Origin of the sequence: Loktanella sp. M215, assembly GCF_021735925.1 — a bacterium.
GTDB lineage: Bacteria > Pseudomonadota > Alphaproteobacteria > Rhodobacterales > Rhodobacteraceae > Loktanella.
The window spans coordinates 2481967-2495170 of the sequence record NZ_WMEA01000001.1; the positions used below are offsets into that span (position 1 = coordinate 2481967).

Genomic DNA, 13204 nt, shown 5'->3' on the forward strand with positions numbered 1-13204 from the left:
GCGCTGCCCGGTATCCGACGCCTGCGGGATCGGCTATAGGTCGGGCATGTTGATAGAACTTGCACACTTCGCCCTGATTCTCGCCTTTGGCGTGGCCCTTGCCCAGATGATCGTGCCCATGATCGGCGCGCACAAAGGGTGGCGCGGCTGGATGGCCTTTGCCGATCCCGCCGCCAATAGCCAGTTGATCCTTGTCGGGTTCAGCTTTGCCGTGCTGATGCACGCCTTCATCGTGTCGGACTTCAGCGTGGCGCTGGTCTATGGCAACAGCCACACGGCCAAGCCGCTGCTGTATAAAATCAGCGGCGTCTGGGGCAATCACGAAGGGTCGATGCTGCTGTGGGTGCTGATCCTCGCGCTGTTCGGGGCCTGTGCCACATGGTTCGGTGGCAATCTGCCTGAGACGCTGAAGGCGCGCGTGCTGGCGGTGCAGGCGAGCATTTCGGTGGCTTTCTATGCCTTTATCCTCTTTACCTCGAACCCGTTCCTGCGGCTGGCAGAGGCGCCGCTGAACGGGCGTGACCTGAACCCGCTGTTGCAGGATCCGGGTTTGGCGTTCCATCCGCCGTTCCTCTACCTCGGCTATGTCGGCCTCAGTATGACCTTCAGCTTTGCGGTCGCCGCCCTGATCGAGGGGCGCGTCGACGCTGCTTGGGGGCGCTGGGTGCGGCCTTGGACGCTGGCCGCCTGGATGTTCCTGACGGTGGGCATCGCGCTGGGGTCCTGGTGGGCCTATTACGAGCTGGGCTGGGGCGGCTTCTGGTTCTGGGACCCGGTCGAGAATGCGAGCTTCATGCCGTGGCTTATCTCTGCCGCCCTGCTCCACTCTGCCATCGTCGTGGAAAAGCGCGAGACGCTGAAAAGCTGGACGATCCTGCTGGCGATCCTGGCTTTCGGATTCTCGCTGCTGGGCACGTTCATCGTGCGCTCCGGTGTGCTGACCTCCGTGCATGCCTTTGCCAACGATCCGGAGCGTGGTGTGTTTATCCTGATGATCCTCGGGATCTTCCTTGGCGGGTCGCTTACGCTTTATGCGGCGCGGGCCGGTGTGATGCAGGCGCAGGGCGCCTTCGGCACCGTCAGCCGCGAAAGCGCGCTGGTGCTGAACAACATCCTGCTGGCCGTGTCCGCCTTTGTGGTGTTCATCGGGACAATCTGGCCGCTGGTGGCGGAACTGGCCTTCGGGCGGACGCTGTCGGTGGGGCCGCCGTTCTTTGACGCGGCCTTTACGCCGTTCATGGTCCTGATCGCCATCGTGCTGCCGCTGGGGTCGCTGCTGGCGTGGAAGCGCGGCACGCTCAGCCGTGCGCGGTTGCCGCTGGCGGGCCTCGGCGTGCTGTCGCTGGCGATGGCGGGCCTGTTCTATGCGATCTATGCCGGGCGGTCCCTGCTGGGGCCGGCGGGCGTGTTGCTGGGCGTCTGGGTCGTGGGCGGTGCGGTGGTCGATCTGTGGCTGCGCGCCGGGCGCGGTGGCCTGTCCGACCGTCTGGGCCGGGTGTTGCGCCTGCCGCGCGGTGACTGGGGCAAGACGGTGGCCCATGCGGGCATGGGGGTTACGATCTTTGGCGTGGCCGCGATGACCGCGTGGCAGCAAGAGGATATCCGCGTGGCACAGGTCGGCGAAGGCTTTGACGTCGGCGCCTATCACTTCACGTTGGATAACGTGGAAAAGGTGCAGGGGCCGAACTATTCCTCGACCATGGCCACGGTGACGGCGGCGCGCGGGAATGGCGCGCCGATCACCATGGTGCCGGAAAAGCGGTTCTATCCGGTGGCGCAGATGGCCACGACGGAGGCCGCGATCAAGAACGGCATCCTGCGTGACCTCTATGTCGTGATCGGCGATCCGCAAACAGACGGCGGCTATGCGATGCGGGTCTATATCAAGCCCTTCGCCAACTGGATCTGGGGCGGTGCGATGCTGATGGCCATCGGCGGGTTGATTTCCCTGTCCGACCGTCGCCTGCGCTTTGCCGTCGGGGCGCGCCGGGCGCCTGCGGTGCCTGCGGAATGAAGCGTCTGCTGCTGGTCCTTATGCTGCTGGCGCAGCCCCTCTGGGCGGTGCAGCCGAGCGAGATGTTGGCCGACCCCTTGCTGGAGGCGCGGGCGCGGGAGATCTCGGAAGGGTTGCGCTGTCCGGTCTGCCAGAACGAAAGCATCGACGAATCGAACGCGCCGATCAGCCATGAGCTGCGCGTGCTGCTGCGCGAACGGCTGGTGGCGGGCGATACGGACCAGCAGGTCGTGGATTTTCTGGTGGCGCGGTTCGGTGAATTCATCCTGCTGGAGCCGGACAGGCGGGGCGTGAACATGATCCTGTGGACGGCGGCACCGGTGCTGCTGCTGCTGGCCTTGCTGGTCGGCTGGGTCACGATCCGGCGCAAGACGCCGGTCGAAGAGCCGCTGTCAGAAGCCGAGCGCGCCGAGGTGGACCGCATTCTGCGGTCGTGACGCGCGGTTTTCCTTTCTTGCGGGCGTGACGTCGGTAGTCTGGCGCAAACCGCACAAAGGACCGCCACCGTGGATTACAACGCCATCACCGTCGACAGCCGCGACGACATCGTCACGATCACCCTGAACCGTCCCGACAAGATGAATGCCCTCAGCACGCAGATGCGGGCAGAGCTGACGCATGCCTTTGGTGCGGCGCCGGATCTGGGCCGCGTCGCCGTGCTGACCGGGGCGGGGCGCGCCTTTTGTTCCGGGCAGGAACTGGCAGGCGACGTGACCGCCAGTCTGGATCTGGAAGCGACGCTGCGGGACGAATATGTGCCGATGCTACGGGCGATCATTGATTGCCCGATTCCGACCATTGCCGCCGTGAACGGCCCTGCGGCCGGGGCGGGGGCGAATCTGGCACTGGCTGCGGATGTGGTCATCGCCTCGTCGGATGCGTATTTCGTGCAGGCCTTTGCGCGGATCGGGCTGATCCCGGATGCCGCCGGCACATGGTTTCTGCCGCGCCAGATGGGGCTGGCCCGCGCCATGGGGGCGTCGCTGTTCGCGGACAACATTCCGGCACAGCAGGCGGTCGACTGGGGCATGATCTATGAAATGGCACAGGCCGCCGATTTCGCCGATCACTGGCGCAAGCGCGCGCTGCAACTGGCGCAGGGTCCGACCGCGACTTACGGTCATATCAAGACGGCGCTGCGTGCGTCCTTCGACAACTCGCTGGACGATCAATTGGCGCTGGAGGCCGCATTGCAAGGCAAATGTGGGCGCACGGCGGACTTCGTCGAAGGGGTGACTGCCTTTTTGCAGAAACGCACAGCGCAGTTCACAGGGCGCTAAGCGCGGCGCGGAACAAGCGTTAAGCGCAGGCGTTCTGCCCCTGAAATGAATAACGTCAGGAGATCCCGCCATGTGCGCTGAAACCACCCAACAGGATGACCCGCTGTTCCACCCGATCCACATGGGTGCGATCAAGATCCGGAATCGCGTCCTGATGGCGCCGCTGACCCGCAACCGCGCCGAACACGACGGCGTGCCGGGCGAACTTGCGACCACCTACTACCGGCAGCGCGCCGGTGCAGGCGTCATCATCACCGAGGCGACTCAGATCTCTCCCATGGGGAAGGGCTACCTCGACACGCCCGGTATCCATACGGAGCAGCAGGCGCACCAGTGGAAGAAGATCACCGACGCGGTCCACGCCGAGGGCGGCACGATCGTGATCCAGCTCTGGCACGTCGGGCGGATCAGCCATGTCTCGCTGCTGCCCGAAGGGCGCAACCCCGTGTCTGCGACCGATAAGCGGGCCGATCAGCAGACCTTTACCGCCAATGGGTTCGAGGATTGCTCCAAGCCCGAAGCACTGACGATCCAGGGGATCAAGGCAACGGTCGAGGATTACCGCGAGGCCGCGCGTCTGGCGAAGATGGCCGGTTTCGACGGCATCGAGGTGCATGCGGCCAACGGGTATCTGATTGACCAGTTCCTGCAGGACGGTGTGAACGACCGCACCGACGGATACGGTGGCAGTATCGAAAATCGGATGAAGTTCCTGGAAGAGGTGCTGAACGCTGTGGCCGATCATTGGTCGCCGTCCGAGACGGGCGTGCGTCTGTCCCCGCTGGGCCAAGCCAACGACATGTCGGACAGTGATCCGGAAACGCATTTTGCCGAGGTCTACAAGATGCTGTCGGGCTATCAGCTGGCCTATCTGCACGTCGTCGAAAGCTTTCCGGGCAGCGACGACGACAAGGGCCGCGACCTGCTGGCCCGTCTGCGCAAAATTTACGACGGCTTCTACATCGCCAACGGCGGCTACGACGCCGACATGGCGCGCGAGGCGATCGAATCGGGCTATGCCGAGGCCGTGGCCTTTGGCCGTCCCTTTATCGCGAACCCCGATCTGCCACACCGCATGAAGCTGAACGCCGAAATGAACGAGCCCGATCAGGATACCTTCTATGGTGGCGGGGCAGAGGGTTACATCGACTACCCGACGCTGGAAGAAGTCAAAGCCGCCTGATTTGGCGACATGACGACCAGAACGCCCCGCCTGACCGGCGGGGCGTTTCGCGTTTCAGGGCCGCGTCAGGCTGCGGGCGGACAGCGCCTTGATGACGGCCCGCTCCTCTGCATCCGGCGCACGTCCAACCCGGCGATAGGTTGCGCCGTCCGGTGTGCGCGTCGCCAGACCGTTCTCGATCAGGCAACGGCGCAGCAGGACGTGGTCGCCGAAGACCTCGTTCGCCTGCAGGATCGCATTCACCTCGCGTTCCGTCATGTCGTTGCGGGTCGGCAGGCGGGTCCAGAACCATGCGATGCACAGCCGCTGCACGCTGGTCTTCAGCGGCCAGCGGGTCATGCGGGCGGTGTCGTCAAAGACCGCCAGCGCCGCCTTCACCCGGTTCAGCGCCTGCTTGTCGAGGTCGGGCAGGGGGGCAGTCCGTGCCCGCAGGTGCTGGTGATTGCGATAGCCCGCCGCCTGCGCAATCAACGCCAGGGCCGCACTTTGGCTGACGGGCGGTGCGGGCCAATGGCCGCGCAAATGGGTGGCAAAATGCGACAGGTCGTCGATCACCAAAGGGATCGGAGAGTGGGACATGGTGTCCTCCAGTTCAAGACGCACGATGGTCGAGAGCCGCCCTTGTCGACCGCAGCGTCAGGGACTGGCGGTCAGAAGTCGAAATGGCAGGTTCAGCGTGACCCACGCGGGCCGACGACGTCTGGGCCTCCTGCCGCCCATGCGGCGATCTAAGCGGCGGGCGCAGGTCTTGGCAAGGCAAAATAGGTACTGTCGGACCAGACGCCGCCGATGAAATAGGTGCGCGCGGCGCGGTGGGTTTCGCGAAACCCCAGTTTGTGAAGCGTTGCGGCAGAGCCCGCATTGCGCGGGTCAATGTCCGCGATCAGCCGGTCGGTCGCGTAGGTTTCGAAAAGATAAGGGATGATCGCCTGCATCGCCTCTGTCACGAGGCCCTGCCGCCAATGGTCGGGGTGCAGGATGAAACCGACCTCGTCCGTGTCGTAAAGGCCCGCGCAGCCGATCGCCTGCCCGTCGCGGTCGATCACGAAATATCCCAGGGGGTGGTGGGCCATAATCCGGTCGAGCCGGTCTTGCGTCACGCTGCGGTCCGCGTGCGGCAGGGTGGACCAGTATTGCATCGCCCGCGGGTCGGAGAAGACCGCGAAGAGGTCGTCCAGATCGGTCTGTCGCGCACGCCGCAGGGTCAGCCGCGGCGTGCGCAGAACGGGATCAGCGCTTTTCGATGTCGACGTAGTCACGCGTCGTCGCACCCATGTAAAGCTGACGGGGGCGACCGATCTTGAGCTGCGGATCGGCCAGCTGTTCCTGCCACTGGCTGACCCAGCCGATCGTGCGCGACACGGCAAAGATCGCGGTGAACAGCGAGGTCGGGAAGCCCATCGCCTCGAGGATGATACCGGAATAGAAGTCCACGTTCGGGAACAGCTTCTTCTCGGCGAAGTAGGGATCCTCCAGCGCCGCCTTTTCCAGCGCCTTGGCGACCTTGAGGGTGTCGTTATTTTCGATCCCCAGCAGGTCCAGCACTTCGTCAGCGGATTCCTTCATCACCGTCGCGCGCGGATCGAAGTTCTTGTAGACGCGGTGACCGAAGCCCATCAGGCGGAAGGGATCGTTCTTGTCCTTGGCCTTGGCGATGTATTCGGGGATCCGGTCGACGGTGCCGATTTCGCGCAGCATTTCAAGGCAGGCCTGGTTCGCGCCGCCGTGGGCGGGACCCCAGAGGCAGGCGATGCCGGCGGCGATGCAGGCGAAGGGGTTCGCACCGGACGACGACGCCAGACGCACGGTCGAGGTCGAGGCGTTCTGTTCGTGGTCGGCATGCAGGGTAAAGATGCGGTCCATCGCGCGGCTCAGGATCGGGTCGACGTGGTAGGGTTCCGCCGGCACGCTGAAGCACATGTGCAGGAAGTTCGATGCGTAATCCAGATCGTTGCGCGGATACACGAAAGGCTGGCCGACGTGGTACTTGTAGGCCATCGCGGCGATCGTCGGCATCTTGGCGATCAGGCGGAAGGCCGCGATCTCGCGCTGCTTGGGGTCGTGGATGTCGGTGCTGTCGTGATAGAAGGCGGACATCGCCCCCACGACACCGACCATGATCGACATCGGGTGCGCGTCGCGGCGGAAGCCGCGGAAGAAGTTCATCATCTGCTCGTGCAGCATGGTGTGGTGGGTCACCAGGAACTCGAATTCCTCCAGCTGCTCGGCGTTGGGCAGTTCGCCGTTCAGCAGCAGATAGCAGACCTCGAGGTAGTGGGAATGGGCGGCCAGCTGGTCGATGGGATAGCCGCGGTGCAGCAGAACGCCCTCTTCGCCGTCGATGAAGGTGATCGTGCTGTCGGTGGAGGCGGTGGAGGTGAAACCGGGATCGTAGGTAAAGACGCCCGCCTGCGCATAGAGTTTGCGGATGTCGAGGACATCGGGACCGGCGGTCGGCGTGAAGATCGGCAATTCGTAGGATTGTCCGTCGATGGTCAGAGTCGCGGATTTCGTGGATTCGGCCATATCAGTCCCTTTTGTCAGCAACCGCCGTTTTGGCGCATTGCGTGTCGTCAGTGCTGCCTGTTCGTGACGCAAATGTGTCACGAAAGCGTAACATCAGGCAGAGAACGCCTTGAGCCGGGACAGGGTTTCATCCCGCCCAAGCACAAGCATCATGTCGAAGACACTGGGGGAAACCGACCGACCCGCCAAGGCCGCGCGCAGCGGTCCTGCAAGCTTGCCCAATTTGGTATCATGGGCGGTCGCGAAAGCGGCGATTGCCTCCTCCAGCGCTGTGCGGTCCCAGCTAACATTTTGCAGGTGCGGCGTCAATTCCGTGAAATATTGCTGCGCCACAGCATCAAGCTGGGCTGCGGATTTTTCGTCCGGAACGATCGGGCCTTCCGTCAGGATAAAGTGTGCCTTTTCAACGATCTCTGGGAAGGTCTTTGCGCGTTCCTTCAGGTGCGGCATGGCCCGCAGAACGCCGTCGCGCTGACGCGCGGTCAGGGGCACAGCGCCGGTGGCCGCCAGATACTGCTCCAGCTCCTCGACCAGTGCGGCATCGTCGCTGGTGGCGATATGCTGGCCGCTGATGTGTTCAAGCTTTTTCAGATCGAAGCGCGCCGGGGATTTGCCGATTCCGTCCAGATCGAACCACGCCTTTGCCTGATCGTCGGTGAAGACTTCGTCGTCACCGTGGCTCCACCCCAGCCGGGCGAGGTAGTTGCGCATGCCTGCGGCGGGGAAACCCATCTTCTGATAGTCGGCGGCGGCGGTGGCGCCGTGGCGCTTTGACAGCTTCTTGCCGTCGGCGCCAAAGATCAGCGGGATATGGGCCAGCACCGGTTTGTCCCAGCCCATCGCGTCGTAGATCATGTTCTGCCGGAAGGCGTTCGACAGGTGGTCGTCGCCGCGGATCACATGGGTCACGCCCATGTCGTGATCGTCCACCACGACCGCCAGCATGTAGACCGGTGTGCCGTCGGACCGCAGCAGAACCATGTCGTCCAGCTGGTCGTTCGACCATGTCACATCGCCCTGCACGGCATCGTGCAAGGTCGTCGATCCGTCGCGCGGCGCCTTCAGGCGCAGGGCAAAGGGGGCATCGGGGTGCTGCGCCTCGGGCACGTCGCGCCAGGGCGAGCGGAACAGGGTGGAGTCCTTGTTTTCGCGGGCGCGCTCGCGAAACGCCTCGATCTCTTCGGGCGTGGAAAAGCATTTGAACGCGGTCCCCGCCGCCAGCATCTGGTGGGCGACCTCGGCGTGGCGGGGAGCGTTCGTGGCCTGACTGACCGGCTCTCCGTCCCAGTCGAGGCCCAGCCAGCGCAACCCGTCGAGGATGACCTGCGTATTCTCGGGGTTGGACCGGGCGATGTCCGTATCCTCGATCCGCAGCAGGAAGGTGCCGCCGTGGCCGCGGGCGTACAGCCAGTTGAACAGCGCCGTGCGGGCCCCGCCGATGTGCAGCGCACCGGTGGGTGACGGGGCAAAGCGGGTGACGGGGGGCGTCGGGGACATGAGCATTAACCTTTGGTTTACCGATCTGGCGCAGGGTGGGCGCGTTGGTTTCGGGATAGGCAAAGCGGGGGGCGGAAACAAGTGCATGCGGCGTGGCGGGACGCCTTGCTGGCCCAGCGGGGCGGCCTGATCGGCTGGCTGCCGGTTTGCCTTGGCACCGGGATCGGCGCCTATTTCGCCTTGCGGGTCGAGCCGGGGCCCGCGGTCTGGGCTGGGCTGGTAGCGGGCATGGCGCTGATGATCCTGCTGTCGCGCAGTGTCGATGTGGCGTGGCGGCCCTTGTGCCTTGGGCTGGCGCTGGTCTGTGGTGGCGTGCTGCTGGCACGGATCGAGACTCAGCGGATGGTCCAGCCCGTGCTGGGCTTTCGCTACTACGGTCCGATCGAGGGGCGGGTGGTCGATATCGACCGCTCTGCCAGTGACGCGGTGCGGCTGACACTGGACCGGGTCAGGCTTGACCGGATGAGCCCGGATCGCACACCGCGGCGGGTCCGGGTGGCCCTGCACGGCGACGATGCGTCCGATGCACTCTGGCGCCCGGGAGAGGTGCTGATGATGACCGGCCACCTGTCACCGCCTGCGGGACCGGCAGAACCCGGCGGCTTCGATTTCAGGCGCTATGCCTTTTTCGAGGGGTTGGGGGCCGTGGGCTATACCCGGACACCCGTATTGCGTCTGTCCGTGGCAGAGGGGGGCGCATCCCTGTGGGTCTTCACCCAGCGGATGCAGTTGTCGCACGCGATACAGGCGCAGATCCCGGGCGAGACCGGCGCCTTTGCCGCCGCCGTCATCACCGGCGACCGGTCCGGCATGGGGCAGGACAGCCTGCGCGACTTGCGGGCGTCGAACGTGGCGCATTTGCTGGCCATTTCCGGGTTGCACATGGGGTTGCTGACCGGCGTGGTCTTTGCGGTGATCCGGACGGGGCTGTCATTGTGGCCGGCCCTTGCCCTGCGGATCGCCGTCAAGAAGGTCGCGGCCGTCGTGGCCTTGCTGGCGGGGGCGGGGTACCTGCTGCTGTCTGGCGGCAACGTCGCGACAGAGCGGGCCTATATCATGGTCGCGGTCATGCTGGTCGCCGTCCTGCTGGACCGGCGGGCGCTGACCCTGCGGGCGGTGGCGATGGCGGCGACGATCGTGCTGATCCTGCACCCCGACGCGCTGACCGGGCCGGGGTTCCAGATGTCCTTTGCGGCGACGACGGCCCTTGTGGTCGTGTTCCGGCTGATGCGGGGGGTGCCGCTGGGGCCGCGCTGGCTGCGGCCGGTGGTGTCGGTCCTGCTGTCCTCTGCCGTGGCCGGGGCCGCGACGGCACCCTTTGCAGCGGCGCATTTCAACCAGATCTCTCATTACGGGCTGATCGCCAACCTGCTGAGCGTCCCGCTGATGGGGGTGCTGGTGATGCCGGCGGCGGTGCTGGCGGCCTGTCTCGCCCCCGTCGGGCTCGCGGGGGTGGGGTTCTGGCTGATGGGTCTTGGGCTGCGCTGGATCCTGTTCGTGGCGCAGACCATTGCCGGTTTCGACGGGGCGCTGTCGCATGTGAAATCGCCGGGCGGGGCGGTGCTGCCCCTGATGACGCTGGGGCTGCTGTGGCTGATCCTGTGGCAGGGGCGTGCGCGGGTTGCGGGCCTTGCAGGGATTGCGGCGGCGCTGGCGATCTGGGTGCAGACCCCGCGCCCGCAGATCCTGATCGCCGACAGCGGCGGGCTGATCGGGGTGCTGGGGCCGCAAGGACGGGTCTTGTCATCGGAAAAGGGCGATGGTTTCGTGGCCGGGATTTGGTTGGAAAACGACGGCGCGCCGGTCGCGCAAGACATTGCGGCGACCCGCGCCGGCCTGACGCGAGAGGGGCGACAGGTGCGGGCAACACTGGGCGCGTGGCGTATACTGCATTTGCGCGGCAAGGCGGCCTTGGCGCAGGCAGAGGGCTGCGCGGGTGCCGATGTCGTCATCAGCAATCAGGTCGATCCGGCAATCAGCCGACCGGACCGGTCCCCCGTCGCAGATGGTTTCATGCCCCGGCCTGTCCTTGCCGGGCGTATCATTCCATCGGGGCAAGACGCAGTAACCGTGCCAGATTGCATGGTCTTCGATCTGACGCGTCTGCGGCAGACCGGCGCGCTGGCGCTTGATCTGGACGGCAAGGGCGATCTGGTCGTGACGTCGGCCACGGCCCTTGTCGGGCAGCGGCCTTGGACTGCCAGCCGTGAAAAGCGACGCGAAAAGGAGGCCGGTCAGGACATCTGGCGACAGGGCCGGTTGCTGCGCCTTGCCTCTGCGCGGCCGATGCCAGATCAATAAGTGCGGATCAGACCGACCAACTTGCCCTGCACCTTGACCTGATCGTCGCGATAGACCCGCGTTTCATAGGCGGGATTGGCGGCTTCCAGCGCGATGGACGACCCGGACCGGCGATAGCGTTTCAGGGTGGCTTCCTGATCCTCGACCAGCGCCACGACGATGTCGCCGTTTTCGGCGGTCCCGGTTTCGCGGATCACGACGACGTCGCCATCGTTTATCCCGGCCTCGATCATCGAATCGCCGCGAACTTCAAGGGCGTAATGTTCGCCACGGCCCAGCATGGACTGCGGGACGGCGACGGAGTGGGACACCTCAGAAATTGCGGCGATCGGCACACCGGCGGCGATCCGGCCCATGACGTTCAACTCGATCGCCGCAACGGCGGTGACCGGTTGCGCCGCGGGTGGAATGCTGTCGGGGCGGTCGCCGTCGATCACCTTGGGGGTGAATCCACCGCGGGCGTGCTTTTCGGCCATCGCATCGGGCAGTTTCACGATTTCCAGCGCCCGCGCGCGGTGGGCCAGGCGGCGGATAAAGCCACGCTCTTCCAGCGCGGTGATCAGCCGGTGGATGCCGGATTTCGACCGCAGATCAAGCGCTTCCTTCATTTCGTCGAACGAGGGTGGTACGCCGTCACGCTGGACCCGCGTATGGATGAAGTTCAACAGATCGAGCTGTTTCTTGGTCAACATGGCGGGCCTGTCATCAAAGGTTATTTCACCTTACGTTCTATCCCTGTTCCCCTTTTGTGTCAAACACTATAGCGCGATGACGTCGACCCGGTCGCCCGCGCGGCGTGCCGCATCTTCGGTGGGCCGCACCACCAGAGCGTTCGCCTGCGCCAGCACCGACAGCAGCGCCGAGTCCTGACGGTCGAATACCGTGACACTGTCGCCGTCCAGCACGGCGCGCATGTAATGCGCGCGCGGGCCGTTCGGGCCAAGGGCGTGGGTCAGCGCGGCCGTGCGCCGGGGTGCGGGGGCATCGCCCAGACCCTGCATCCGGCGCAGCACCGGCAGCAGGAAGACGTGGCCACAGACCATGGCGCTGACCGGGTTGCCGGGCAGGCCGATCATGGCGGCCGTCCCGATCCGGCCCGCCATCAGCGGTTTACCCGGCCGCATCGCGACCTTGTAGAACGCGCGGTCCATGCCCTGCCGGTCCGCCGCCGCCGCCACGAGGTCGTGATCCCCGACAGAGGCGCCACCGATGGTCACGATCAGATCCGCGTCGGCGGCCAAGCGGAAGGCGAGCGAGAGGCTCTCGTGCGTGTCGCGCGCGATTGGCAGCAGGCGCGGTGTGGCCCCGTGTTGCGCCAGCAGGGCGGCCAACCCGTGGGAGTTCGACGCGATGATCTGGTCGGGGCCGGGGGACTCGCCCGGTTGGACCAGCTCGTCGCCGGTGGCGATGATCGCCACGACGGGTTTGCGGGTGACGGGGACAGTGGCCACGTTCATCGCGGCCAGTAGGGCGATGTCGTTCGGGCCAAGCAGCCGGGGGGCCGTCAGCGGCGTGCCTTCGGCAAAATCGCCACCGGCGGGCCGGATATGCGTAGCGGTGTCAAGGTTGCCGTGCAGGGAGATGGTGTCGCCGTCGCGGCTGACATCTTCCTGGATGATGACGCGGTCGGCGCCTTCCGGCAGGGGGGCGCCGGTAAAGATGCGGACGGCCTGACCGGTCGCAACCGCGCCGTCGAACCGGTGGCCTGCGGCGGATTCACCGATGACGGTCAGAATCATGCCGGACGTCAGACCGGCAGCCTGCACCGCGTAGCCGTCCATTGCAGAGGCTGCAAAAGGGGGCTGGGTGCGGCGGGCCATGACGTCGCGGGCCAGAACGCGACCGTGGGCCTGTCCCAACGGCACGTCCTCGGTGGGCAAGGGTGCGACCAGTGCGAAAAGCGCGTCGAGGGCCTGTGCGACCGTGATCATTCCGCTTCGAAACGGCCGGACTTGCCGCCGTCCTTCAGCGTGACGCGGATGCCGCCGATGACCATGTCCTTTTGCACGGCCTTGACCATGTCGTGCACGGTCAGGGCCGCAACGGACACGGCGGTCAGCGCCTCCATCTCGACCCCGGTCTGTCCCGTCGTCTTGACCGTGGCGCTGATGCGCACGCCGGGCAGGGCGGTGTCACAGGTCAGATCGAGGCTGACCTTGGTGATCGGCAGCGGGTGGCACAGCGGGATCAGATCGGAACAGCGCTTTGCCCCCATGATGCCCGCCAGCCGTGCCGTACCCAGCACGTCGCCCTTGGCCGCACGGCCTTCCATGACCCGCGCCAGCGTGTCGGGATGCATGGTGACATGCCCCTCCGCCACGGCGATGCGGGACGTCACGGGCTTGTCGGACACGTCGACCATGTGGGCGCGGCCCTGTTCGTCAAAGTGGGACAGCGCCACGG

At 65.6% G+C, this 13204-nt stretch carries 12 protein-coding genes; 5 read left to right on the forward strand and 7 right to left on the reverse strand.

Annotation, left to right across the window (positions count from 1 at the left end):
- Window positions 1-46 precede the first annotated feature (46 nt).
- The 4 genes from GLR48_RS12160 (at window position 47) to GLR48_RS12175 (ending at window position 4477) form a co-directional block, all read left to right on the forward strand.
- The gene (locus GLR48_RS12160) at window positions 47-2014 is read left to right on the forward strand and encodes a heme lyase CcmF/NrfE family subunit (protein WP_237061768.1); all 1968 of its coding nucleotides are present in this window, start codon (window positions 47-49) and stop codon (window positions 2012-2014) included.
- Entirely contained in the window at window positions 2011-2451 is a 441-nt protein-coding gene (locus GLR48_RS12165; RefSeq protein ID WP_237061769.1) for a cytochrome c-type biogenesis protein, read from the forward strand. The genes GLR48_RS12160 and GLR48_RS12165 overlap by 4 nt, the downstream gene beginning before the upstream one ends.
- 69 nt (window positions 2452-2520) lie before the next feature.
- On the forward strand, window positions 2521-3294 hold the full coding sequence (locus GLR48_RS12170; RefSeq protein ID WP_237061770.1) for an enoyl-CoA hydratase-related protein: 774 nt from the start codon (window positions 2521-2523) through the stop codon (window positions 3292-3294).
- A 70-nt stretch (window positions 3295-3364) separates the two neighbouring features.
- Entirely contained in the window at window positions 3365-4477 is a 1113-nt protein-coding gene (locus GLR48_RS12175) for an alkene reductase (protein ID WP_237061771.1), read from the forward strand.
- Window positions 4478-4531: 54 nt separating this feature from the next.
- On the opposite strand, the gene GLR48_RS12180 is transcribed toward GLR48_RS12175, so the two are convergent.
- The 4 genes from GLR48_RS12180 to gltX all read right to left on the reverse strand — a co-directional run bounded on the left by GLR48_RS12180 (window position 4532) and on the right by gltX (window position 8500).
- Window positions 4532-5056, reverse strand: coding sequence for a DUF2087 domain-containing protein (locus GLR48_RS12180; protein WP_237061772.1), 525 nt, complete (start codon window positions 5054-5056; stop codon window positions 4532-4534).
- A 149-nt stretch (window positions 5057-5205) separates the two neighbouring features.
- Window positions 5206-5736, reverse strand: coding sequence for a GNAT family N-acetyltransferase (locus tag GLR48_RS12185; RefSeq protein ID WP_237061773.1), 531 nt, complete (start codon window positions 5734-5736; stop codon window positions 5206-5208).
- Complete coding sequence (gltA, locus tag GLR48_RS12190; protein WP_237061780.1) at window positions 5708-7003, reverse strand: citrate synthase; 1296 nt, start codon at window positions 7001-7003, stop codon at window positions 5708-5710. The genes GLR48_RS12185 and gltA overlap by 29 nt, the downstream gene beginning before the upstream one ends.
- A 93-nt stretch (window positions 7004-7096) precedes the next feature.
- Window positions 7097-8500 (reverse strand): glutamate--tRNA ligase, encoded by a 1404-nt coding sequence (gltX, locus tag GLR48_RS12195; protein ID WP_237061782.1) that lies wholly within the window; start codon window positions 8498-8500, stop codon window positions 7097-7099.
- A 105-nt stretch (window positions 8501-8605) separates the two neighbouring features.
- Here gltX and GLR48_RS12200 point away from each other — a divergent pair, with 105 nt between their 5' ends.
- On the forward strand, window positions 8606-10801 hold the full coding sequence (locus GLR48_RS12200) for a ComEC/Rec2 family competence protein (RefSeq protein ID WP_237061784.1): 2196 nt from the start codon (window positions 8606-8608) through the stop codon (window positions 10799-10801).
- Here the strand turns inward: GLR48_RS12200 and lexA are convergent.
- The 3 genes from lexA to moaC form a co-directional block, all read right to left on the reverse strand.
- The gene (lexA, locus tag GLR48_RS12205; RefSeq protein WP_237061786.1) at window positions 10795-11493 is read right to left on the reverse strand and encodes a transcriptional repressor LexA; all 699 of its coding nucleotides are present in this window, start codon (window positions 11491-11493) and stop codon (window positions 10795-10797) included. The genes GLR48_RS12200 and lexA overlap by 7 nt on opposite strands.
- A 66-nt stretch (window positions 11494-11559) precedes the next feature.
- Window positions 11560-12732 (reverse strand): molybdopterin molybdotransferase MoeA, encoded by a 1173-nt coding sequence (locus GLR48_RS12210; RefSeq protein WP_237061788.1) that lies wholly within the window; start codon window positions 12730-12732, stop codon window positions 11560-11562.
- Window positions 12729-13202 (reverse strand): cyclic pyranopterin monophosphate synthase MoaC, encoded by a 474-nt coding sequence (moaC, locus tag GLR48_RS12215; protein ID WP_336886626.1) that lies wholly within the window; start codon window positions 13200-13202, stop codon window positions 12729-12731. Before moaC ends, GLR48_RS12210 begins: the two co-directional genes overlap by 4 nt.
- Window positions 13203-13204: the final 2 nt, after the last annotated feature.